We start from the raw sequence: 22,998 nt of genomic DNA, 5'->3' as shown, positions 1-22,998 counted from the left end.
TCCTGTTATTTTAGGCTGACGTTATCGCTAATATAATTGCCGTGATCATCAATAATGGTCAATTTATACTGACTGGCGTTGCTATTCTTTAATGCCACTTTTTCACTGGAGAGCGGAGCAAGCATAATACTTTCATTGTTGATTTTGACATTATTAGCTTTAACTTCTGTCACCGTAACCCAGTTAGCAGCATCATTTCTAATAGAATAACCATTACCACTGCGTGTTAACGACAGTTTATGGAAAGTATTTTTATTAACGGCCGCTATACCTTTAGGTCGATAGAATAGTTTAATCCGATTTTGCATGGCGAATTTGAGTACATTTTTACCGGTACTGTCAGGATTGTTCGGCGGAATATCCAGTACATTAAGATAAAACAAACTTTCTTTGTTATTTGGCAACATACTCGGCATTTTTTTAATTTTCAACTGCTGACCAGAGTCCGCAGCTATCTTAGCCACCGGAGGAGTCAGCATAAATGGTACGTGAATTTTTTCCGGTGGCAATGAGCTGTCACCATCATCAATCCATGACTGTACCAGTGCAGAGCGTTCACCCTGGTTCATCAATTGTACCAGGACTTCTTTCTTTTCTGCTGGGTAAATAACACGAGTGCCATAGATCACGACTCCAGCATGCCCAGAAAAAGAGTATATCGCGAGCATTGAGATAAATATTCGTTTCATACTGTGCCATCCAAAATAATGCCGGTAATAATTACCGGCAAAATAATTTATTCAGCCGAAACAGAAAAAATGACTGTGGCGCTAAGTTGACCATTTTTAACCGGATCTAAATTCAATCGAGAATAGTCAGCATCAAAATTCAAATCATAGATCTCACCGCTACTCGTCAGCGTCTTATTTAAAGATGCAATATCAACAACACCGGTGTTATCAATATGCTTACCGTCCATTTTAAGTTTAAAACCAACGTTAGTATCCGCCCCATCTGTTGGTATAATAATGCCGTTATCGCCAAAAGTTACATTTGTGATGTTTATACTTTTTAATTGTGTGCTCCCAGGGCAAATTATTTTCATATTTGTTGTTTTCGTGGCATTGCCTTCAACCTCCTCCCCCACAGTCTTATTAGCGAAAAGTGACGCATCAACGGTTTTCAATTGAAGAGTTTCAGAATCTTTGCCGCCATCAAAATAGCAAGAGGACCCTGTAACTTCTCCATTAATAATTAACGTCCCTTCTTCCCCAGCAGCAAAAGCCCCGGCACTCATAAACACAGCAGACAGTACAGCAGCAGAAATAATTGAGCGTTTCATAATATCTTCCTTAATAAAGTAATTTCTATTTATTACCAGGGGTCGGCCCTTGAAATTAAATTCGCACAGCACAAACGTTACCGCAATGTAAACATGTTGTTTTTTTGATTTAAAACAAGTTACAAATAGCAATATAATTGCAACAAATGAATATCATAGATATTATTATCGACTTTAATAAATTAACGTAATTAATCGTTAGATATCATTATTCAGGCCAAAAAAAAGCCCCCATCTCTCATTAAAATGATGGGGGCCTGCTATGCAGTACGCTTTTTTAATCGTAGCGATTTAATACTATCTGTCTCGAAGAATCCCCAGGAACAGCGACGATATGGGTCACAACGCCTTGTGCTGGAGCAGTCATCACATTGTTGATATCTGCACTATGCACAGTCTGACCACACCGCTGTTGCACAGTACTATCCACGACATCAGTGCTACAGGTGGGTTCAACTATCTTGCCGGTAATGGTCAAGGTCGCGGTATCAGAAGCAAAAGCAGACGTGCTAATTCCATAAGCCAGTGTGATAATTCCCAAGAATAAACTAATTTTCATGTGTTCATTATTCCTGTAATGGGTCAGAAACAGCATGCAAGCTGCTTGTCCGTTGAATTATGAGATAACTTCCCTGCTAAAACCAATTGAAATTGTAGATTGATGAGATTGGTATGATCAATTTGAATGATGCATTAAGAGGAATTATTCGGAAAAGGACACGGATTATAGTGGCATGATGAATAATATCGGGCAGTTTGTTCACTCAATATATTCACCGTATCAATATATCATTAATACGGTGAATATGTACAACACCTTTCGCATCAGAAAAAATTACACCGCGCGGAAGGCAATTTCCCCTGGAATAACCTCTCCCTGCCAGTAGAGCTGGGCGGCGACACGGCCGGCCAGATCGCGGTAAATCGCGGTGAATTCACTGTCAGGACGACTGATAACCGTCGGCATACCGCGGTCGAGATCTTCACGCAAGGAAATATGCAGCGGCATCTGTCCCAGCAGTTGGGTGTGATATTGCTCAGCCAGCTTTTGTGCGCCACCCGTGCCGAAAATCGGTTCATGATGACCGCAGTTGCTGCAAATATGCATGCTCATATTTTCAACAATGCCCAGCACCGGTACTTCCACTTTTTCGAACATCACGATGCCTTTTTTCGCATCGATCAGCGCAATGTCCTGCGGCGTAGTGACAACAACCGCGCCCGTTACCGGAATGTTCTGCGCCAGCGTCAGCTGGATGTCACCGGTGCCTGGCGGCATATCCAGTACCAGATAATCAAGATCCGGCCATAAGGTCTCTTGCAGCATTTGTAACAACGCCTTGCTGGCCATTGGTCCACGCCACACCATCGCATTGTCATCGGTTACCAGATATCCAATGGAATTGGTTGCCAGGCCATGAGACATAATCGGCGCCATATGGGTGCCATCTGGCGAGGTTGGACGCTGATTTTCCGCACCGAGCATGGTCGGAATGGACGGACCATAAATGTCGGCGTCCAGAATACCTACTTTCGCGCCTTCGGCTGCCAGCGCCAGTGCCAGGTTCACCGCAGTGGAGGATTTACCCACACCACCTTTGCCGGAACTCACGGCAATGATGTTTTTCACACCATTAATACCCGGCTGGTTTTTCACACGCTTCAGCGTCGCAATGTTATGCGACAGCTTCCAGTCAATGGCTTTAGCACCGGTAATACGCAGTAAATCGGCACTGCATTGCTCTTTTAATGCCTCAAACGCGCTGTGCCAGACGAATGGCATGACCAGCTCAACGTGCAACGTGTCGTCCATCCAGGCGACATGATGCAACGCTTTAAGCGTCGTCAGATTATGCTTCAGGGTTGAATGCTGAAAATTCGCCAGCGTCCCGGCGACCATGGCGCGCAGGGTCTCTGGTGATTTGGCCTGGGATTGTGCGTTCATCCCGACTCCTTTTTGTTGTTCTGAATATACAATAGTCACCAGGTAGTTTACTCCAACCGCAACAATTATTCATTTACGGATAAATGCCCTTATCGCTTGGCGCAGTAATTACCATTTTGGTACTATCAAAGCCCTTTTCACTACAAAAGAAGTAATTGCCCACTATGACTCAAGTCGCGAAGAAAATTCTGGTAACGTGCGCGCTGCCGTACGCCAACGGCTCAATCCACCTCGGCCATATGCTGGAGCACATCCAGGCTGATGTCTGGGTCCGTTACCAGCGAATGCGCGGCCACCAGGTTAACTTCATCTGCGCGGACGACGCACACGGTACGCCAATCATGCTGAAAGCACAGCAGCTTGGGATCACGCCAGAGCAGATGATCGGTGAAATGAGTCAGGAGCATCAGACTGATTTTGCGGGTTTTGATATCAGCTATGACAACTACCACTCCACGCACAGCGAAGAGAACCGTGAGCTGTCTGAGCTGATTTATACGCGCCTGAAGGAGAACGGTTTTATTAAGAACCGTACAATCTCCCAGCTTTACGATCCGGAAAAAGGCATGTTCCTGCCGGACCGTTTCGTTAAAGGCACCTGCCCGAAATGTAAGTCTCCGGATCAATACGGCGATAACTGTGAAGTCTGCGGCGCAACCTACAGCCCGACCGAACTTATCGAGCCGAAATCCGTCGTTTCCGGTGCCACACCGGTAATGCGTGACTCCGAGCACTTCTTCTTTGATCTGCCGTCATTCAGCGAAATGTTGCAGGCGTGGACGCGCAGCGGCGCGTTACAGGAGCAGGTCGCCAACAAAATGCAGGAATGGTTCGAATCCGGCCTGCAACAGTGGGATATTTCCCGCGATTCCCCGTACTTCGGTTTTGAAATCCCGAATGCGCCTGGCAAGTACTTCTATGTCTGGCTGGACGCGCCAATTGGCTATATGGGCTCGTTCAAAAACCTGTGCGATAAGCGTGGTGACACCACCAGCTTTGATGAGTACTGGAAGAAAGACTCCGATGCTGAGCTGTATCACTTCATCGGTAAAGATATCGTCTACTTCCACAGCCTGTTCTGGCCTGCCATGCTGGAAGGCAGCAACTTCCGCAAACCGACCAACCTGTTTGTACACGGTTATGTGACGGTGAACGGCGCGAAGATGTCCAAATCTCGCGGTACCTTCATTAAAGCCAGCACCTGGCTGAAGCACTTCGATGCCGACAGCCTGCGCTACTACTACACCGCGAAGCTCTCTTCGCGCATTGATGATATCGACCTGAACCTGGAAGATTTTGTTCAGCGTGTTAACGCCGATATCGTCAACAAAGTAGTGAACCTGGCTTCGCGTAACGCAGGATTTATTGCGAAACGCTTTGACGGCATTCTGGCCGCCGAACTGGCCGATCCGGCACTGTACAAAACCTTTACCGACGCAGCTGCAGTCATTGGCGAAGCGTGGGAAAGCCGCGAATTCGGTAAAGCAATCCGCGAAATTATGGCGCTGGCCGACGTGGCGAACCGCTATGTTGACGAACAGGCACCATGGGTAGTGGCGAAACAGGAAGGCCGTGACGCCGACCTGCAGGCGATCTGCTCCATGGGTATCAACCTGTTCCGCGTGCTGATGACTTACCTGAAACCGGTTCTGCCAACGCTTGCTGAACGTGTGGAAGCTTTCCTGAACAGCGAACTGAGCTGGGATGCCATTGAGCAACCGCTGCTCGGTCACAAGGTCAACACCTTTAAGGCGCTCTACAACCGTATCGACATGAAACAGGTGGAAGCACTGGTGGAAGCGTCGAAAGAAGAGGTGAAAGCCGCAGCCGCTCCGGTGACCGGCCCGCTGGCGGATGACCCTATCCAGGACACCATCACCTTTGACGATTTCGCCAAAGTTGATCTGCGCGTGGCGCTGATTGAAAACGCCGAGTTCGTGGAAGGTTCCGACAAACTGCTGCGTCTGACGTTGGATCTCGGTGGTGAGAAGCGTAACGTCTTCTCCGGTATTCGCTCCGCCTACCCGGACCCGCAAGCCCTGATTGGCCGCCAGACCATTATGGTGGCGAACCTGGCTCCACGTAAGATGCGCTTCGGTATCTCTGAAGGGATGGTGATGGCAGCAGGCCCTGGCGGAAAAGACATCTTCCTGTTAAGCCCGGATGACGGAGCTAAACCTGGTCAGCAGGTGAAATAACAAAAAAGCCGGAGATAATCTCCGGCTTTCTTTGCTTTTTTCCGGCTGGCGGCTTCGCCTTACCCGGCCTTCAAATCCCGTAGGTCCTGCAAGCACAGCGCCGCTGGACAACAATCACGACTTCGCTTTATGTACCCGCGCAGTTAAACCTCGTAAGAAATAGCGCAAAAATTGATCGCCACACTCACGGTAGTTCTTATGATCCGGTGCACGCATCATCGCAGTAATTTCCGGCATCGATACGCGAAATTTCTGTTCGGTCATGATGGCCAGAATATCATCGGTTTTCAGTGAAAACGCAATACGCAGTTTTTTCAGTACCGTATTGTTGTTAACACGACGTTCAATCGCCAGCTCCGGCGCAGAATCATCTTTGCCACGCAAATGGTAGATAAGACCGTTCAGAAAACCGGAGAGGATGATATCCGGGCAGCGAACAAAGCCGTCTTCATCCTCTTTTGTCATCCAGGTGTCGAAACCTGCCGAGGTGGCTTCCATCTCAGCAAGCGCAAGAATGCGCACCATATCGTTATTGTTCGCTTTCAGGGTGTAGCGCAGGCTACGAAGAATATCGTTACTTAGCATAGAGCCTTCAACTGTCGGTGATGCAATGGCGCGCAGTGTACCAGTTTTACAGGCCAATCGCCTCTTTTAGACTTTTGAGGTAACGACGGCTCACTGGGACAGTCAGTCCGTTACGTAAAATCAGCTCAGCCTGACCGTTATCTTCCAGACGGATCTCCTGCAAATGGGCCATGTTGACCAGGTATTGTCGGTGGCAGCGTAGCAGCGGAGTACGGCTCTCCAGCGTTCTGAGCGTCAGCTCGGTAAATCCTTCTTTGCCATCGCTACTGGTCACATAAACGCCACTCATACGACTGCTGACAAACGCCACATCATCCATTTGCAGCAGATAAATTCGGCTATGACCGCTACAGGGAATGAATTTAAGCGCCTGCTGATGTTCCGGCAGTAACGACACATCCTGCTTCGTGCGCTCCTGACGTAAACGGATCAGCGTTTTCTCCAGCCGCGTTTCTTCAATCGGCTTAAGCAGGTAATCAAAGGCATGCTCTTCAAAGGCTTTCACTGCATATTCATCAAAAGCGGTGAGAAAAACGATATACGGGCGATGCTCGGGATCCAGCATACCCACCATTTCCAGCCCGCTGATACGCGGCATCTGAATATCGAGGAACAGCACATCCGGGCGCAGCTTATGTACTGCGCCAATGGCCTCTACCGCATTCGAACACTCTCCGACTATCTCGATGTCGCTTTGCTCCTGTAACAGGATCCGCAGGTTCTCCCGCGCTAACGGCTCATCATCGACAATCAGCACTTTGATCATGCCAGTTCCTCCAGGGGAAGTCGTAAAGTAATTCGGGTAAAGAGGTCAGGCTCACAGGCTACGCTGATGCCAAAATCATCGCCAAACCGTTCCCGCAGGCGTTTGTCCACCAGACTCATTCCAAGCCCGCTGGACTCTGTCGTGGGCTGATACAGTCCGGCATTATCTTCAATATCCAGCATCAGATACTGCCCTTCCTGACGCGCAGTGATAGAGACTTCTCCGGTATCAAGTAGCTGGGAAGTGCCATGCTTAATCGCATTCTCGACTATCGGTTGCAGCGTAAACGCAGGCAATTGCTGATGCGCAAGCGCTTCCGGGACCGTTAAGGTCACCTGCAGACGGGACTGGAATCGTGCCTTTTCAATTTGTAGATAGGCATTTACGTGTTCGATTTCATCAGCCAGCGTCACAATTTCCGACGGGCGTTTTAAATTCTTACGAAAGAAAGTCGAGAGATATTGCACCAGTTGGCTGGCCTGTTCGCTGTCACGACGGATCACGGCTTTGATCGTGTTCAACGCGTTGAACAGAAAATGGGGATTAACCTGAGCGTGCAGAAGTTTGATTTCTGACTGCGTCAGCATCGCTTTTTGTCGCTCGTATTGGCCCGCCAGGATTTGCGCGGAAAGCAACTGAGCGATCCCTTCCCCCAGCGTGCGGTTAATTGAGCTAAAGAGACGGTTTTTGGCTTCATACAGTTTAATCGTCCCCATCACCCGCTGGTTTTCACCACGCAAAGGGATAACCAACGTCGACCCTAATTTGCATTGCGGATGCAGAGAACAGCGATAAGGCACTTCGTTACCGTCGGCATACACGACTTCTCCGGTTTCAATCGCCCGTTGGGTATATGAAGAGGATATGGGCTTGCCTGGCAGGTGGTGGTCATCACCAATGCCGGTAAACGCCAGTAACTTCTCGCGGTCAGTAATCGCCACCGCACCGATATCCAGCTCTTCATACAGCACCTGAGCAACCTTCATGCTGTTAACCTCGTTAAATCCCTGTCGCAGAATCCCCTCCGTCGAGGCGGCAACTTTTAGCGCAGTGGCAGAAAACGCCGATGTGTATTTTTCAAACATCGCGCGTTTGTCGAGCAGAATGCGCATAAACAACGCAGCGCCAACGGTATTGGTCACCATCATCGGCGCGGCAATGTTACTGACCAGGTGCAAGGCATCCTCAAAGGGACGTGCAATCAGCAAAATGATCAGCATCTGCACCAGTTCGGCGACAAAGGTAATCGCGCCCGCCGTCAGCGGACTAAACACTTTATCAGTACGACCGCGTCGGGTAAGGACACTGTGTACCAGTCCCCCAAGCAGGCCTTCCACGATGGTCGAAATCATGCAACTGAGCGCCGTCATGCCCCCCATCGAATAGCGATGAAGACCGCCGGTCAGGCCAACCAGTCCCCCAACAACAGGACCGCCAAGCAGACCGCCCATCACCGCGCCGATGGCGCGAGTATTCGCAATGGAGTCTTCAATATGCAGCCCAAAGTAGGTGCCCATAATGCAAAAGATGGAGAAGGTGACGTAGCACAGAAGTTTGTGCGGCAGTCGGATAGTGACCTGCATCAGCGGGATAAACAGGCGCGTCTTGCTCATTAGCCACGCGATAACGAGAAACACGCACATCTGCTGAAGCAGCAGCAACACCAGATTAAACTCGTACATACCCGCCAACCACACATTTCTTAAAAGCGCGTAACATACATGGGCTGCGCGTAACTTTCTTTGAACTGTTGCAAAAAAACAGGAATTTGTGAGAACGATCACTCGAAAGCGCGAGAATGACGACAATCTCACCCTTCTTCTGATCAAAAAACAGACAAAACTACCTGGTTCGCAAAAGAGCGTCTAAAGTAAAACTGGGACCTCGCGAGCAAGAGTGAGACAACGATGGCGCTTTACACGATAGGTGAAGTGGCTTTGCTTTGTGATATCAACCCTGTCACTTTACGTGCATGGCAGAGACGTTACGGATTACTAAAACCTCAGCGTACAGACGGGGGGCATCGCCTGTTTAACGATGCGGACATTGACAGGATCCGTGAGATAAAACGCTGGATAAATAATGGCGTTCAGGTCAGTAAAGTTAAAATGTTACTCAGCAATGAGAACATTGATGTGCATAACGGCTGGCGTGAGCAACAAGAAACGCTATTGAGTTATTTGCAAAGTAACAATTTGCACAGCCTCAGGTTGTGGATCAAAGAGCGTGGTCAGGATTACCCTGCGCAAACGCTCAATACACATTTGTTCATTCCCTTACGCCGACGTCTGCAATGTCAGCAGCCCATTCTCCAGGCGCTATTGGGGATCCTTGACGGTGTACTCATCAATTATATTGCGATTTGCCTTGCCTCGGCGCGTAAAAAACAGGGTAAAGATGCCCTGGTGGTCGGCTGGAATATCCACGATACCACCCGCTTATGGCTGGAAGGTTGGGTCGCCAGCCAGCAAGGATGGCGTGTTGATGTACTGGCCCACTCGCTCAATCAGCTACGGCCCGAGCTGTTTGAAGGGCGCACCCTGCTCGTCTGGTGCGGAGAGAACCAAACCCCTGCACAACACCAGCAACTGGATGAGTGGCGCGCGTTAGGTCACGATATTTATCCACTCGGTATTTAATATTTTATTAACAAACGTGTACAATCCTTATATTCACATAAGGAGTACAAAATGAGCGCAGCTAAAATCGGTGTTATAACCCTCTTCCTGCTGATGGCTATCGGTGGTATCGGCGGCGTGATGCTGGCAGGTTATACCTTTATTTTACGTGCCGGGTAAGGTAGTACGCTAATCGCTCAAACCCGCGATCGGCAATGACTGCGGCCAAGGCGACCAGCAGCGCCCCCTGGATCACATAGGCGGTATTAAACCCGCTTAACCCGATAATAATCGGTGTTCCCAGCGTATTCGCACCAACGGTAGAGGCAATCGTTGCGGTGCCAATATTAATAATGACTGACGTGCGAATCCCGGCCAGAATAACCGGCGCCGCAAGCGGAAGTTCGACTTTGCATAGCCGTTGCCCATGACTCATGCCCATCCCGCTGGCGATATCTATCACGCTGGCAGAGATCCCTCCCAGCCCTGCCAGCGTTGCCTGTAAGATCGGTAACACCCCATACAGGATCAGCGCGATAATCGCAGGCTCCGGGCCAAACCCCATCACCGGTACGGCGATCGCCAGCACCGCAACCGGCGGAAAAGTTTGCCCCACCGCGGCAATCGTTTCGACCAACGGTCTGAATTCTCCCCCCCATGAGCGGGTTACCGCTACACCTGCCCCAACCCCAATAATGACAGCAATCAGGCTTGAAATACCCACCAGCGTGAAATGCGCCAGCGCCAGCGCCGTAAAGCTCTCTTGCTGATAAACAGGACGCGGCAATTGGGGAAACAACGCGCTGAACAGTGCCTGGCTGTGAGGCAATCCCACCAGCAACACCAGGAACAGCGCAATAAGCCACAGCAGAGGATCAAACAGATGTTTCACTGTGCGGTGTCTCCGAAAGCAGATCGTGAAAATGCAGCGTACCGCGGGCCACGCCCTGGGCATTCACCACCGGCAACACATCGCAACCCCGGGCGACAAAAACAGATAGCGCATCACGTAACGTCATCTCGTCCACCAACGGCTCACCGGCCAACTGTTCACCACGACGGGTAAAATCCCCCACCGTACGCAGCGACAGCAGCCGGACCCCCAGTTCACTGTGACCAAAAAAGGTCTGCACGAAATCATTCACCGGTGCCGTCAACATCGACAGCGGCGTGCCCTGCTGCACCACCTTGCCCGCATCCATTAACACCAGGTGCTCCGCCAATCTCAGCGCTTCATCAATATCATGCGTCACCAACACGATGGTACGACCCAGCAGACGATGGATACGGGTCATCTCCTGCTGTAGCGCACTGCGTGTTACCGGGTCCAGCGCGCCAAAAGGCTCGTCCATCAGCAGTACCTGAGGGTCAGCCGCCAGCGCGCGTGCCACACCGACCCGCTGTTGTTGGCCGCCGGAAAGCTGATGCGGATAGCGGTGACGCAAATCCGCTTCCAGCCCCAGCAACGCCATCAGCTCTTCTGTTCGGTCATCAATACGCGCACGTGACCACTTTTGCAGCTGTGGTACGGTGGCAATGTTCTGGGCGACTGTCCAGTGCGGAAACAAGCCAATCGACTGGATGGCATAGCCCATACGTCGCCTTAATTCCAGCACCGGCAGGCTGCGGATCTCTTCCCCGGCAAAACGGATCTGCCCACTGTCATGCTCGACCAGCCGGTTGATCATTTTCAACGTGGTGGACTTCCCCGAACCGGAGGTCCCAATTAATACCGAAAAGCTCCCTTCGCCTAAATGCAGATTGAGATCGCGCACGGCCTGTTGCTGGTTATAGGTTTTATTGACATGGCTAAATTCAATCATCGTTTGTCACCTTCAGCAGCGCTAAGCCTAAATCAAACAGCGCATCAATCAGCACTGCCAGTACCACCACCGGAATCACGCCCAGTAGCACTAAATCAACGGCGCTACTGAGCAGTCCCTGAAAGACCAGCGCGCCAAACCCACCTGCCCCAATCAATGCGGCAATAACCGCCATCCCCACCGTCTGAACCATCACCACCCGCAAACTGCGCAGGAAAACGGGTTGCGCTAACGGAAGTTGCACCGAAATAAAACGCTGGCGCACGCTCATTCCCATCGCCCGCGCACTTTCCAGCACATCACGCGGAACCTGATTCAGCCCGGCCACCACGCCACGAACCAAGGGCAATAAGGCGTACAGCACCAGCGCAATCAGCGCGGGCGTCAGGCCCGTTCCCGCTACGCCGAGCGAGCTAAGCCACGGGAAATGCTTAACCAGTCCGGCAAGCGGCGCGATCAACAAACCAAACAATGCGACGGAGGGGATCGTCTGGATGATATTCAGCACGGCAAATATTGGCCCCTGACGCGAAGCAGAAAAGGTGCACCAGATACCCAGCGGCACGCCAATACACAGCGCAGGCACCACGGTACCGAACAGAATAGTCAGATGCTGTGCCAGAGCATCATCAAAGACATCCTGGCGATTGGCATATTCTTTGAGCAGAGAAAGATCGTTAAGGGTGCCGGTCAGCAGCAGCGCCACTGGCACAATGACAATTTGCGCATGCAGCACCCAGCGCCACAGCGGCTGAATGGTGATACGCCGAATGGCGTCACTGCCAGCCAGCAACAGCACCCCTGACCCAAGCCAGAAACCACTCCCCAGGCTGGTTCTGGCGACAGACGTTCCCGTCTGAGCCAGATGCGTTGCCGTTTTCCCGGCCATAAACAACGCCGCAATCACCAGTAACTGGACAACAACCAGCGTCAATATATTGCCGGATTTACCGGGTATGAAGCAGAGAATCACGAGCAGTAAAAATGTCGCCGCCAGTCCCCACGCCATGTGGGGCCAGACTTCCCAGAGTTGGCGACCTTCACCGGAAACCAGACGATTAGGGGCATAGCTGATGAAAGGAAGCGCGGCTGCGGCCACGGTCAGAACCACCAGCAGCAACAGCACCCGATTAACTGATATCTTCGACACAACACTCACCTGCTGCAAATCTGTTACTTCACCCATCCTTTTTGCTTCAGGTAATCTGCAGCGACTTTTTTCGCATCCAGCCCCTCAACGGCGATACTGGCGTTGAGCTGCTGCAGCGTTTTTTCATCCAGACTGGCAAAGACCGGCTGTAGCCATTCCCCCATTTGCGGGTACTCCTTGAGTACCACGTCACGCACGACGGGCGCAGGTGCGTAAATGGGCTGAACCCCTTTGGGATCGCTTAATGTTTGCAGCCCCAGCGCAGCAACAGGGCCATCGGTTCCGTAAGCCATTGCGGCATTAACGCCGGAGGTCTGCTGCGCCGCAGCTTTAATTGTCACCGCAGTATCGCCCCCTGCCAGCGACAACAATTGGTTCTGATTGAGCTTGAAGTCATACGCTTTTTCAAAGGCGGGCAGCGCGTCTGCACGTTCAATAAACTCGGCGGAAGCCGCCAGTTTGAACGTTCCCCCCTCTTTCAGGTAGCGGCCTAAATCCGCCAGAGAGACAAGTTTGTTTTTTTCAGCGATATCCTGACGTACGGCAATAGTCCAGGTATTGTTGGCCGGCGCAGGCGTTAGCCAGATCAGTTTATTTTGCTCAGCGTCCAGTTTTTTCACTTTCTCGAAACCTGCCTGCGCATTTTTCCACGCGGGGTCGTTTTCATCTTTAAAAAAGAACGCGCCATTGCCGGTATATTCCGGATAAATATCCAGCTCACCGGAAGTGATGGCCCCACGCACCACGGGCGTCGTGCCCAGTTGCACTTTATTGACCGTTTTCACGCCGTGGCTTTCAAGCACCTGCAAAATAATATTGCCGAGCAGCGCCCCTTCGGTATCAATTTTTGACCCCACCGTGACGGGTGACGCGGCCTGTAAAGGCAAGCTTATCGTGGCCAGTAACGCCAGCGAACCCACCCATACCTTTGAGATAATCATGCTGCTCTCCTCATCCTTTTGCTGCCCTTTTCAGAGACTTGAGGAAAAAGCATAGTTGAAAAATCCAGTCTTAACCTGGCTATTGGGGGGTAACACCGAGCGTTATTAGCGGTACGACGAGAACAAAATAAAAAAATCCGGTAAACCCAACGTGAATTTACCGGATGACAGGATTTCGCAGGCCTGATAAGCGTAGCGCTATCAGGCACTGTGCTTGGCTTTATTCACCCATTACAGCAGTTCAAACTCGCCCTGCTTCACTCTGGCGGAGTCCACGCCGATAAAGACGTTAAATTTGCCCGGCTCCGCATCGTATTTCATCTGCTGGTTCCAGAACTTCAGCGCGTCAATATCAATGGGGAAACTGACGGTCTGGGTTTCACCTGGCTTGAGGTTCACTTTCTCAAAGCCTTTCAGCTGTTTTACCGGACGACTCATTGAGGCCGTCACATCCTGTAAATACATCTGAACGACTGTCGCCCCTTCACGCTTGCCGGTGTTGGTTACCTGCACGCTGGCAGTCACTGTTCCGTCACGTTTCATTGTCGGTGCAGAGAGCTTCACATCAGACACGGTAAACGTGGTGTAGCTCAGGCCATAGCCAAAGGGATACAACGGACCATTCGCTTCATCAAAGTAGCGCGACGTATATTTGTTCGGCTTATCGGCGTTATACGGGCGACCAGTATTAAGATGGCTGTAATAGACCGGGATCTGCCCCACCGATCGTGGGAAAGACATCGGCAGCTTACCTGACGGGTTATAATCGCCAAACAGCACATCAGCAATGGCGTTACCGCCTTCGGTGCCGGCAAACCAGGTCTCGAGGATCGCATCAGCCTGCTGATCTTCCTTCACCAGTGCCAGTGGACGACCGTTCATCAGCACCAGCACCAGCGGTTTCCCGGTTGCTTTCAGCGCAGCAATCAGATCACGCTGGCTTTGCGGGATAGTGATATCGGTTCGACTGGACGCTTCATGCGCCATCCCCTGCGCTTCACCCACGACCGCAACAACCACGTCAGACTGTTTCGCCGCGTTAACGGCTTCATCAATCATCGCCTGCGGCGAGCGTGGATCAACGTTCACCGCCTCTTCGTACAGGTTAAGGAAGTCAACAATACCTTTATCGTTGGTGATATTCGCCCCTTTGGCGTAGACCACTTTACCTTTATCACCCAGGGCATTTTTAATGCCTGTCAGTACCGTGACAGACTGATCGGCAACACCCGCCGCAGACCAGCTACCCATGACATCACGTTTGCTGTCTGCTAACGGTCCGACAACTGCCACGGTGGCTGTTTTTTTCAGTGGCAATGTTTCCAGACGGTTTTTCAGCAATACCAGGCTTTCACGCGCCACGTCACGCGCTTCTTTGCGATGCAAACGGCTTTCAGCATTGGTGTCCTGTGGGTCAGAATCTTTCGACCCCAGGTGGCTGTACGGGTCGTTAAACAGACCCATATCATATTTCACATTCAGTACATGGCGCGCGGCATCGTCGAGTTCCGCCATCGAAACCTTGCCCGACTTAATCAGCCCCGGCAGATACTTACTGTAGTATTCATCGCTCATGCTCATGTTAATACCGGACGTGATCGCCACGCGCACAGCATCTTCAGGGTCAGACGCGGTTCCATGCTTAATCAATTCTTTAATTGCGCCGTGATCGGAAACCGTTATGCCTTTAAAGCCCCACTTATCGCGCAGCACGTCTTTGAGCAGCCAGGCATCAGAGGTGGCAGGCGTCCCATTCAGTGAATTAAGCCCCACCATCACCGCACCGCTACCGGCATCCAGTCCGGCCTTGTACGGCGGCATATAGTCGTTGAATAAACGCTGCGGACTCATATCCACAGTGTTGTACTCTTTTCCGCCCTCAACGGCGCCATAAGCGGCGAAGTGCTTGACGCTGGTCATCACTGAATACCTGTCGGCCGGGCTTTTCCCCTGCATCGCTTCCACCATGGTTTTGCCCATGATGGCAGTTAAATACGTATCTTCACCAAAACCTTCGGACGCACGGCCCCAACGCGGATCGCGGGAGACATCGACCATCGGCGCCCAGGTCATGTTCAGACCATCGTCTGCGGCTTCATACGCAGAAATCCGGCCAACGGTTCTGACCGCATCAAGGTTAAAAGAGGATGCCAGGCCAAGGCTTATCGGAAACACGGTACGTTGACCGTGCAGCACGTCATAGGCGAAAAAGAGAGGGATTTTCAGGCGGCTGAGTTCCATAACCTGATCCTGCATCTTACGGATATCCTGGCGCGTGACGGTGTTAAAAATCGCCCCAACCTGCCCGTCTTTGATCATCTCACGGATGGCTTCTTTCGGGTTATCAGGTCCAACGCTTATTAAGCGCAATTGCCCAATTTTCTCATCCACGGTCATCTGTTTGAGTAAATCGGTCACAAACGCATCCCGCGCTTCAGGCGTCAGTGGATGGTTACCAAACAAGGTGTCCGCCAACGCTGGTTGCAACGCCAGGCCCACCGCGACACCTACAGAACATAGCCATTTCATGTTGATTCTCTCTTAATTTCTACCCGACGAGGCAGCGAAAATATAACAAAAACCGCAGCTTGCCGTAAGCCTAAACGGGAGTGGGGAAGAAAGCTAAGGATATTCTCTGAATTTTCAAAACCAGCATGAATCAGTGGGATACAACACAGAGACAATGCGAATGAGAAAGCGTATTGTCATACATAGCGCTATGCTTGTTCCTGATATTGAGTCCCACCACAAGGAGTGGAGAATGTCTTCCATTACAACAACTGATAATAAAGCGTTTCTGACTGAATTGACCCGACTGGTCGGCCATTCACACCTGCTCACCGAACCGGCCAAAACGGCCCGTTATCGTAAAGGCTTCCGCTCGGGCCAGGGCGATGCGCTCGCCGTCGTTTTCCCTGGATCGCTTTTAGAACTGTGGCGTGTCCTCAGCGCCTGCGTCTCGGCTGACAAAATAATCCTGATGCAAGCCGCCAATACCGGTCTGACCGAAGGCTCTACGCCTAGCGGCAATGATTACGATCGCGACATCGTTATCATCAGCACTCTGCGCCTCGATAAGCTGCACGTCATCGGCAACGGTGAACAGGTGCTGGCTTATCCCGGTACGACACTGTATTCGCTGGAAAAGGCGCTCAAACCTTTTGGCCGTGAACCGCATTCGGTGATCGGCTCTTCCTGTATCGGTGCTTCCGTGATCGGCGGTATCTGCAACAACTCTGGCGGCTCGCTGGTACAACGTGGTCCGGCATACACAGAAATGTCGCTCTTTGCACGTATTGATGAGCAAGGCAAGTTACAGCTGGTCAACCATCTGGGTATCGAGCTGGGTCAGACGCCGGAGCAGATCCTCAGTAAACTCGACGACGAGCGGATCAAAGATGATGATGTCCAGCACGATGGGCGTCACGCACACGATCATGATTACGTCACCCGCGTCAGAGATATTGAGGCCGATACGCCGGCACGCTATAACGCAGACCCTGAGCGTTTGTTTGAATCTTCTGGTTGCGCCGGAAAGCTTGCGGTGTTCGCCGTGCGCCTGGATACCTTTGAGGCGGAGAAAAACCAGCAGGTATTTTATATCGGTACCAACCAGCCAGAAGTGCTGACAGAAATCCGTCGTCATATTCTGGCCAAATTTGAACATCTGCCGGTCGCGGGTGAATATATGCACCGCGATATCTATGACATCGCCGAAACCTATGGCAAAGATACGTTTCTGATGATCGACAAACTCGGCACCGACAAAATGCCGTTTTTCTTTACGCTGAAAGGCCGCACCGATGCGATGCTGGAAAAAGTGAAAATTTTCCGCCCGCACTTTACCGACCGGGCGATGCAGAAGTTTGGCCATTTATTCCCCAGCCATTTACCGGCACGGATGAAAAGCTGGCGTGATAAATACGAACATCACCTGCTGTTAAAAATGGCCGGTGGCGGCGTAGCAGAAGCACAGAGCTGGCTGACTGAGTTTTTCAAAACCGCCGAAGGTGATTTCTTTGCCTGTACGCCGGAAGAAGGTAGCAAGGCCTTTTTGCACCGCTTCGCCGCGGCGGGGGCGGCCATTCGATATCAGGCCGTCCATGCGGATGAAGTGGAAGATATTCTGGCGCTGGATATTGCGCTGCGCCGTAACGATACCGAATGGTATGAGCACCTGCCGCCGGAAATAGACAGCAAGCTGGTTCACAAGCTCTATTACGGCCACTTTATGTGCTATGTCTTCCATCAGGATTACATTGTGAAGAAAGGTGTGGATGCTCACGAACTGAAAGAGCAAATGCTGGTGTTACTGCGTGAGCGCGGGGCACAATACCCTGCAGAACATAACGTAGGGCATCTGTATAAAGCGCCAGAAACATTGACGCGTTTTTATCGCGAGAACGACCCGACCAACAGTATGAATCCAGGTATTGGCAAAACCAGTAAGCAGAAGTACTGGAAAGAGTCGTAGGCCCGATAAGCGTAAGCGCCATCGGGCACGTTGCCGGGGGCGCTTCGCTTGCCCGGCCTACGGTTTAATCGTTTTGCGCGGTTTGCTCACCTGTCGCTGAACCCGCTGCCGCCATCTGGGCGGCTTTTTGCTTTTTATAGCTCAGCGCCGCGACCGGAACAGGCATCACTTTGCCGGTTTCGATCCAGGTGCGTAAACGACTGGCATCAGCAAAGTGGGTGTATTTGCCAAAGGCATCCATGACCACCAGCGCTACCGGCTTGTTATTAATGACCGTACGCATCACCAGACAGTGACCGGCGGCATTAGTAAACCCCGTTTTGGTGAGCTGAATGTTCCAGTTATCGCGGTACACCAGATGGTTGGTGTTACGGAACGGCAGCGTATAAGCCGGATTAGCAAAGGTCGCCATGTCTTCACGCGTCGTACTCAACTGACCAATCAGCGGATACTGCTTGCTGGCAATCAGCAGTTTCGTTAAATCACGCGCCGTCGAGACGTTATGAATCGATAACCCGGTCGGTTCCACAAAGCGCGTCTGGGTCATTCCCAACGACTTCGCCTTCGCATTCATCGCCTTGATAAATGCGTTATAACCGCCCGGATAGTGGTGCGCCAGGCTTGCCGCTGCGCGGTTTTCTGAGGACATCAGCGCCAGTAGTAGCATATTCTTACGACTGATCTCACTGTTCAGACGCACACGAGAGTAGATGCCTTTCATTTCCGGCGTCTGGCTGATATCCACTTTCAGTTTTTCATCCAGCGGCAGTCGTGCGTCAAGCACTACCATCGCCGTCATTAATTTGGTAATCGACGCAATCGGACGCACGAGGTCCGGGTGGTTCGAATAGATAACTTTGTTGGTATTCAGATCAACAATCATCGCACTACCCGAAGCAATCTCAGGTTGAGATGCCGCTGCGGTAGTCGCCGTTTTCGCTACGGCTTGGGGTGCAAAAGGAACGGCCAGCACCAGGGCAAGACTTAATAATGAAACTCGGAATTTCAGCATGATGAGGTTTCTGATAATGGTTCACGCACGTCACAACGCACACCGCCTGAAATAAGGATTATCTCAGGCTAGCTCTGGCATCATAGCGATCCGGCAGGTTTGCCGCTACAGAAGAATCATCTCGAAATGCTGCGTTGCTGACTTTTACGTCAACAACGCAGCGCAGACAGGTTGTACACCTAGAACAATCGGTACCCGTAGCCCCACAGGATCACCGTAATCGCCAGCAGAACCTCCAGCACCAGCACACCGATCGCCAGCGTTGAACTGGAAAAGCTCAGCCCTTCTTCTTTCGTGATATTCAGGAACGTTGGAATACCGAGATAGAGTAAATAGCCGGTGTAAAACAGCGCGATGGTTCCCACGAGCGCACACAGCCAGACCAGCGGATACAGTGCCACCAGCCCGCTTAAAAACAGCGGGGTGGCAACATATCCGGCAAAGACCATACAATGCGCCAGCGACGGGCGTCGCGAGTAATTACGCGCCATCCACCAGATCACTCTGCCCATAATGGCCACACCCGCCAGCATCACACCGTAAAACAGAATTGCCATCGCAAATCCGGTAAACAGGGATAACTTCAGGATATTGCCGTCGCCAAAATTCCAGCCAATTTGCGTGGTGCCAATAAACGCACAAATCACCGGGATTGCCGCCATCAGCAGTACATGGTGGGTATAGTGATGCGAAACACTTTCGTTTTCGCTGTTGATCACGTGCATTTCACGATCGGGATGGGAAAACAGCCCCCAGACATGGTTCATACCGCCCCCTTCTTGTCAGCTCCGGACCTCAACACTTCAAGTATAATTCAGCTTTTGATTATTTTATGTACACATGAAAAATACCGATGCGCTGAGTTACTGCTTTTCCGGCATGAACAATTCACTGGGTGTATGCTATGGAGCGTGGAGGTCATACAACGTATGGATATAACGCATTATGTTGAGCAATACGGCTATGCGGCGCTGATTATTGGCAGCCTTGCCGAAGGCGAAACCATTACCTTGCTAGGCGGTGTTGCTGCGCATCAGGGAATTCTTAAATTTCCGCTGGTGGTACTCTCCGTCGCGTTGGGCGGGATGATTGGCGATCAGTTACTCTTTTTACTTGGGCGTCGTTATGGCGGCAAAATTTTACGTCGTTTCTCGCGTCATCGGGCAAAAATCCACTATGCGCAGAAGATGATCCAACGGCGTCCCTATCTGTTTGTGGTCGGCACGCGCTTTATGTACGGCTTTCGCGTCATTGGTCCGTTGCTGATTGGAGCCAGCCACCTGCCGCCGAAGATTTTCATCCCACTGAATATCCTGGGGGCGTTTGTCTGGGCTTTGCTGTTTACCACGCTCGGCTATGTGGGCGGTGAAGTGATTGCCCCATGGTTGCATAGCCTCGACCAGCACATTAAACATGGCGTGTGGTTGGTTCTGGTTATCGGCGTTGTGGTGGCAGCCCGCTGGTGGATGAAACGGCGAAGTAAACGCAAAGAACAGGCAAATTGACCCGACAGCGGCTTCTGCCGGGTCAGACTATCAGGAGGCGCGGTAACCGCCGCCCAGAGCGCTGGTCAGCTGTATAGAAGCATCCAGCCATTGCCCCTGTAGAACCAGACCATTAAGCTGTTCGCGTAATGCCGGAATTTTGGCCTCGCTAACCCGGGAACCCGCAATGATACCGGCGCTATATCGTGCCTGCGCAAGCCCCACGACGCGCTGTGCGTCATGTTCAATTTGCTGCTGATGCTGGTTCTTCTGCGCCAGCGTTTCTACCTGTGATGCCGCGCGCGCCACGTCATTCACCGCATCGACCACGGCCTTGTTGTAATTTGCCACCGTCAGGTTGCTCTGCGCTTTCGTGATATCGAGATTCGCATTCAGTCTGCCGCTATCAAAAATAGGCAGCGTCAGTCCAGCCGTCACGCCCATCTGCTGTGCGGAATGGCGGAACAAATCGCTCAGATGTAGCGCATCCTGCTGTAAAAACGCCATCAGGTTCACGTCCGGATAGAATGCCGCTTTTGCCGCATCAATGCTGCTCAGCGTTGACTCGATGTACCAGTGTGCGGCCTGCAAATCAGGGCGGCGGGCCAGCAGCGAATAACCAAGCTGGGACGGTAGCTGGCTTTCTACCGCCGGTAGCGCCGTTGCTTTAAGCTTCATGACGGAAGATTGCGAGTTGGTCAGTGCGCTCAGCCGCGCCTCTATCACCTTCATTTTGCCGCTGACATCGTTCAGCTGCTGCTCCGTTTTACTGGAATCGATATCCGTTTCAACACCTTCGACAGAAGAGGTAATCCCGTTTTGATACAGTTGACGATCGACGGTGATGACGTTCTGCTGCTCGTTTTTAATCTGCGTCAGTACGGTTTTCAGCGCCGCCTGTGTCTGCCACTCCCAGTACAAACGCGATACGCCGCTCGCCAGTAACTGGCGGGTTTGCTCACGTTCAGCCTCACGCGCTTTCACCTCACCAATACGCGCCGCCACTTCAGCCCGGTTTTTACCCCACAGATCCAGGTTCCAGCCCGCGGTTAAACCAAAGGTTCCATTGGTGTACCACGGCCCCGTATTTCCATCCAAATCGGTAGCAAACGGTCCCATCAGCCCTTCAGCCGACATTTTCTGACGCTCCACATCTGCGGAAAAATCAATCTCCGGGCCATCCTGCGCCTTGACCGCTTTAGCCTGCGCTTCTGCCAGTTGAATGCGCTGTTCTGCTACCTGCATATCTGGAGAATTCTTGAGGGTGCTGTCAATCAACGCATTCAGCTGTGGATCATGATACGCCTTCCACCATTGGCTATCCGGCCAACCATTTTTTAATGCCGCAGGCAACGCGGAATCCACGTTCACTGCGGGTGTCTGCTGTGACAGCGATTGACGATTGTCATGCATGGGTGCACAACCAACCATCAAAATAAGCAGCGGCAAACATGCCGTTGCAACAAGAACAGAATTACGATTCATGGGAATATACAGGTAAGAAAAGATGCACAGAGAGTACGACTTACCGCATTCTCTTTTTTAGTTACGCGTGGCAATACATCTTTTGAAATAAAATCACATAATTAAGAAACATATACATAGCAAATGGTTCTGTCAAAATAATTCCACTGAATTATAAATGGAGGCGTAATGTCACAAACGCTTATCAGGCCTGCGAAATACGCGTCCATTCCGTAGGCCGGATAAGGCGGTTACGCCGCCATCAGGCGATAATAGGGATGGCCTGAATCGCGCGGGCTATATCCGGTGAATTATTCAACGCCCTAATTTCCTGAAACAGTTCTGTCGCTTCAACATATTCTTTACGAAGATAGCCCAGCCACTGTTTGATACGCGCCACATGATACAGCCCGGTATCACCCTGTTTTTCCAGTCGGGTATATTTTTGCAGTAACGTCACAACTTCAGGCCATGGCATACGCGGTTCGTTATATTTCACCACGCGACTCAAATTCGGGATATTAAGCGCACCGCGCCCGATCATAACGGCATCGCATCCGCTGATAGCCATACAGTCCTGTGCGCTTTGCCAGTCCCAGATCTCACCATTCGCGATAACCGGGATATTGAGACGCTGGCGGATCTCGCCAATAGCCTGCCAGTTAATGTGCTCGGCCTTATAACCTTGCTCTTTCGTTCGACCGTGCACCACCAACTCACTGGCACCGGCCTGCTGGACGGCATCAGCAATTTCGAACTGCCTGTCACTGCTGTCCCAGCCCAGGCGCACTTTTACCGTCACCGGTAAATGGGCCGGAACCGCATCACGCATGGCCTTAGCGCCACGGTAAATCAGCTCAGGGTCCTTCAGTAACGTTGCGCCACCGCCGCTGCCGTTCACCAGCTTCGACGGACAGCCACAGTTTAGATCGACGCCATACGAACCCAGCTCAACCGCGCGGGCTGCATTTTCTGCCAGCCACTGCGGATACTGCCCCAGCAGTTGTATACGCACCGGCGTACCGGATGTCGTGCGGCTGGCGTTAAGCAGTTCAGGACAAATGCGGTGAAAGACTTTTACCGGCAGTAGTTGATCCACCACGCGAACAAATTCGGTGATACAGAGATCATAATCATTCACTTCAGTCAGCAGCTCGCGCACCAGTGAGTCGAGCACGCCTTCCATCGGCGCCAGTAAAACACGCATATTGTTACCCGCAAAAAAGAGAGGCGCTATGGTAACGTCTCTATGCGGG

The 22,998-nt window shown here is 51.6% G+C and carries 21 protein-coding genes; 5 read left to right on the top strand and 16 right to left on the bottom strand.

All coding sequences use genetic code 11. The annotated features are described in order from the left end of the window. Positions 1-5: 5 nt before the first annotated feature. From FDX19_RS08000 to apbC, 4 genes are all read right to left on the bottom strand, one after another. The gene (locus FDX19_RS08000; RefSeq protein WP_137382308.1) at positions 6-689 is read right to left on the bottom strand and encodes a fimbria/pilus periplasmic chaperone; all 684 of its coding nucleotides are present in this window, start codon (positions 687-689) and stop codon (positions 6-8) included. Positions 690-736: 47 nt separating this feature from the next. After that, positions 737-1,282 (bottom strand): fimbrial protein, encoded by a 546-nt coding sequence (locus tag FDX19_RS07995; protein ID WP_137382307.1) that lies wholly within the window; start codon positions 1,280-1,282, stop codon positions 737-739. Positions 1,283-1,559: 277 nt separating this feature from the next. Next, positions 1,560-1,841: a DUF2574 family protein gene (locus FDX19_RS07990; protein WP_137382306.1), complete on the bottom strand. Its 282-nt coding sequence runs from the start codon at positions 1,839-1,841 to the stop codon at positions 1,560-1,562. A gap of 276 nt (positions 1,842-2,117) precedes the next feature. Then, entirely contained in the window at positions 2,118-3,227 is a 1,110-nt protein-coding gene (apbC, locus tag FDX19_RS07985; protein ID WP_040230634.1) for an iron-sulfur cluster carrier protein ApbC, read from the bottom strand. Between the two features lie 164 nt (positions 3,228-3,391). On the opposite strand from apbC, the gene metG reads away from it, so the two are divergent. Then, positions 3,392-5,425 (top strand): methionine--tRNA ligase, encoded by a 2,034-nt coding sequence (metG, locus tag FDX19_RS07980; protein ID WP_137382305.1) that lies wholly within the window; start codon positions 3,392-3,394, stop codon positions 5,423-5,425. A gap of 114 nt (positions 5,426-5,539) precedes the next feature. On the opposite strand, the gene FDX19_RS07975 is transcribed toward metG, so the two are convergent. Genes FDX19_RS07975 through FDX19_RS07965 form a run of 3 tightly spaced genes read right to left on the bottom strand, consistent with a single transcriptional unit; the run spans position 5,540 to position 8,458 of the window. Then, entirely contained in the window at positions 5,540-6,010 is a 471-nt protein-coding gene (locus FDX19_RS07975; protein WP_137382304.1) for a DUF1456 family protein, read from the bottom strand. A gap of 46 nt (positions 6,011-6,056) precedes the next feature. Continuing rightward, positions 6,057-6,776 (bottom strand): two-component system response regulator BtsR, encoded by a 720-nt coding sequence (gene btsR, locus FDX19_RS07970; protein WP_005129174.1) that lies wholly within the window; start codon positions 6,774-6,776, stop codon positions 6,057-6,059. Continuing rightward, positions 6,773-8,458 (bottom strand): sensor histidine kinase, encoded by a 1,686-nt coding sequence (locus FDX19_RS07965; protein WP_137382303.1) that lies wholly within the window; start codon positions 8,456-8,458, stop codon positions 6,773-6,775. Before FDX19_RS07965 ends, btsR begins: the two co-directional genes overlap by 4 nt. Positions 8,459-8,683: 225 nt before the next feature. Here FDX19_RS07965 and mlrA point away from each other — a divergent pair, with 225 nt between their 5' ends. Both mlrA and FDX19_RS07955 read left to right on the top strand, forming a co-directional pair. After that, positions 8,684-9,415, top strand: a complete 732-nt coding sequence (mlrA, locus tag FDX19_RS07960; protein ID WP_048211186.1) for an HTH-type transcriptional regulator MlrA — start codon at positions 8,684-8,686, stop codon at positions 9,413-9,415. Between the two features lie 51 nt (positions 9,416-9,466). Further along, positions 9,467-9,574, top strand: a complete 108-nt coding sequence (locus FDX19_RS07955) for a protein YohO (protein WP_003027354.1) — start codon at positions 9,467-9,469, stop codon at positions 9,572-9,574. Here FDX19_RS07955 and FDX19_RS07950 read toward each other — a convergent pair. From FDX19_RS07950 to bglX, 5 genes are all read right to left on the bottom strand, one after another. Further along, on the bottom strand, positions 9,555-10,286 hold the full coding sequence (locus FDX19_RS07950) for an ABC transporter permease (protein WP_137382302.1): 732 nt from the start codon (positions 10,284-10,286) through the stop codon (positions 9,555-9,557). The genes FDX19_RS07955 and FDX19_RS07950 overlap by 20 nt on opposite strands. Beyond that, the gene (locus FDX19_RS07945; protein WP_137382301.1) at positions 10,270-11,217 is read right to left on the bottom strand and encodes an ABC transporter ATP-binding protein; all 948 of its coding nucleotides are present in this window, start codon (positions 11,215-11,217) and stop codon (positions 10,270-10,272) included. The genes FDX19_RS07950 and FDX19_RS07945 overlap by 17 nt, the downstream gene beginning before the upstream one ends. After that, on the bottom strand, positions 11,210-12,403 hold the full coding sequence (locus FDX19_RS07940; protein ID WP_170974362.1) for an ABC transporter permease: 1,194 nt from the start codon (positions 12,401-12,403) through the stop codon (positions 11,210-11,212). Before FDX19_RS07940 ends, FDX19_RS07945 begins: the two co-directional genes overlap by 8 nt. Beyond that, positions 12,391-13,308 carry an ABC transporter substrate-binding protein gene (locus tag FDX19_RS07935; RefSeq protein ID WP_137382299.1) on the bottom strand — a complete coding sequence of 306 codons (918 nt, stop codon included), beginning with the start codon at positions 13,306-13,308 and terminating at the stop codon, positions 12,391-12,393. The genes FDX19_RS07940 and FDX19_RS07935 overlap by 13 nt, the downstream gene beginning before the upstream one ends. A 231-nt stretch (positions 13,309-13,539) precedes the next feature. Then, the gene (gene bglX, locus FDX19_RS07930) at positions 13,540-15,837 is read right to left on the bottom strand and encodes a beta-glucosidase BglX (protein WP_137382298.1); all 2,298 of its coding nucleotides are present in this window, start codon (positions 15,835-15,837) and stop codon (positions 13,540-13,542) included. Positions 15,838-16,069: 232 nt separating this feature from the next. Between bglX and dld the strand changes: the two genes are divergently transcribed. Next, positions 16,070-17,782 (top strand): D-lactate dehydrogenase, encoded by a 1,713-nt coding sequence (dld, locus tag FDX19_RS07925; RefSeq protein WP_137382297.1) that lies wholly within the window; start codon positions 16,070-16,072, stop codon positions 17,780-17,782. Between the two features lie 64 nt (positions 17,783-17,846). Here dld and pbpG read toward each other — a convergent pair whose 3' ends face one another. Beyond that, complete coding sequence (gene pbpG / locus FDX19_RS07920) at positions 17,847-18,794, bottom strand: D-alanyl-D-alanine endopeptidase (RefSeq protein ID WP_137382296.1); 948 nt, start codon at positions 18,792-18,794, stop codon at positions 17,847-17,849. A 179-nt stretch (positions 18,795-18,973) separates the two neighbouring features. After that, positions 18,974-19,561, bottom strand: a complete 588-nt coding sequence (locus tag FDX19_RS07915; protein WP_005129189.1) for a Yip1 family protein — start codon at positions 19,559-19,561, stop codon at positions 18,974-18,976. 162 nt (positions 19,562-19,723) lie between these two features. On the opposite strand from FDX19_RS07915, the gene FDX19_RS07910 reads away from it, so the two are divergent. Further along, the gene (locus tag FDX19_RS07910) at positions 19,724-20,299 is read left to right on the top strand and encodes a DedA family protein (protein ID WP_137382295.1); all 576 of its coding nucleotides are present in this window, start codon (positions 19,724-19,726) and stop codon (positions 20,297-20,299) included. Between the two features lie 30 nt (positions 20,300-20,329). On the opposite strand, the gene mdtQ is transcribed toward FDX19_RS07910, so the two are convergent. Further along, a complete protein-coding gene (gene mdtQ, locus FDX19_RS07905; protein WP_137382294.1) occupies positions 20,330-21,763 on the bottom strand; it encodes a multidrug resistance outer membrane protein MdtQ in 1,434 nt (477 codons plus the stop codon). Positions 21,764-22,004: 241 nt separating this feature from the next. Continuing rightward, positions 22,005-22,949 carry a tRNA dihydrouridine(16) synthase DusC gene (gene dusC / locus FDX19_RS07900; RefSeq protein WP_137382293.1) on the bottom strand — a complete coding sequence of 315 codons (945 nt, stop codon included), beginning with the start codon at positions 22,947-22,949 and terminating at the stop codon, positions 22,005-22,007. Positions 22,950-22,998: the final 49 nt, after the last annotated feature.

The organism is Citrobacter sp. wls619 (genome assembly GCF_005281345.1).
In the GTDB taxonomy this organism is placed as follows: Bacteria; Pseudomonadota; Gammaproteobacteria; order Enterobacterales; family Enterobacteriaceae; genus Citrobacter.
Note: the sequence above shows the minus strand (reverse complement) of the source record. Positions and strands in the feature narration are given on the sequence as shown.

Coding starts and splice junctions, on each gene's coding strand:
- FDX19_RS08000 (WP_137382308.1), bottom strand. CDS start 689: ATGAAACGAATATTTATCTCAATGCTCGCGATATACTCTTTTTCTGGG.
- FDX19_RS07995 (WP_137382307.1), bottom strand. CDS start 1,282: ATGAAACGCTCAATTATTTCTGCTGCTGTACTGTCTGCTGTGTTTATG.
- FDX19_RS07990 (WP_137382306.1), bottom strand. CDS start 1,841: ATGAAAATTAGTTTATTCTTGGGAATTATCACACTGGCTTATGGAATT.
- apbC (WP_040230634.1), bottom strand. CDS start 3,227: ATGAACGCACAATCCCAGGCCAAATCACCAGAGACCCTGCGCGCCATG.
- metG (WP_137382305.1), top strand. CDS start 3,392: ATGACTCAAGTCGCGAAGAAAATTCTGGTAACGTGCGCGCTGCCGTAC.
- FDX19_RS07975 (WP_137382304.1), bottom strand. CDS start 6,010: ATGCTAAGTAACGATATTCTTCGTAGCCTGCGCTACACCCTGAAAGCG.
- btsR (WP_005129174.1), bottom strand. CDS start 6,776: ATGATCAAAGTGCTGATTGTCGATGATGAGCCGTTAGCGCGGGAGAAC.
- FDX19_RS07965 (WP_137382303.1), bottom strand. CDS start 8,458: ATGTACGAGTTTAATCTGGTGTTGCTGCTGCTTCAGCAGATGTGCGTG.
- mlrA (WP_048211186.1), top strand. CDS start 8,684: ATGGCGCTTTACACGATAGGTGAAGTGGCTTTGCTTTGTGATATCAAC.
- FDX19_RS07955 (WP_003027354.1), top strand. CDS start 9,467: ATGAGCGCAGCTAAAATCGGTGTTATAACCCTCTTCCTGCTGATGGCT.
- FDX19_RS07945 (WP_137382301.1), bottom strand. CDS start 11,217: ATGATTGAATTTAGCCATGTCAATAAAACCTATAACCAGCAACAGGCC.
- FDX19_RS07940 (WP_170974362.1), bottom strand. CDS start 12,403: ATGGGTGAAGTAACAGATTTGCAGCAGGTGAGTGTTGTGTCGAAGATA.
- FDX19_RS07935 (WP_137382299.1), bottom strand. CDS start 13,308: ATGATTATCTCAAAGGTATGGGTGGGTTCGCTGGCGTTACTGGCCACG.
- bglX (WP_137382298.1), bottom strand. CDS start 15,837: ATGAAATGGCTATGTTCTGTAGGTGTCGCGGTGGGCCTGGCGTTGCAA.
- dld (WP_137382297.1), top strand. CDS start 16,070: ATGTCTTCCATTACAACAACTGATAATAAAGCGTTTCTGACTGAATTG.
- pbpG (WP_137382296.1), bottom strand. CDS start 18,794: ATGCTGAAATTCCGAGTTTCATTATTAAGTCTTGCCCTGGTGCTGGCC.
- FDX19_RS07915 (WP_005129189.1), bottom strand. CDS start 19,561: ATGAACCATGTCTGGGGGCTGTTTTCCCATCCCGATCGTGAAATGCAC.
- FDX19_RS07910 (WP_137382295.1), top strand. CDS start 19,724: ATGGATATAACGCATTATGTTGAGCAATACGGCTATGCGGCGCTGATT.
- mdtQ (WP_137382294.1), bottom strand. CDS start 21,763: ATGAATCGTAATTCTGTTCTTGTTGCAACGGCATGTTTGCCGCTGCTT.
- dusC (WP_137382293.1), bottom strand. CDS start 22,949: ATGCGTGTTTTACTGGCGCCGATGGAAGGCGTGCTCGACTCACTGGTG.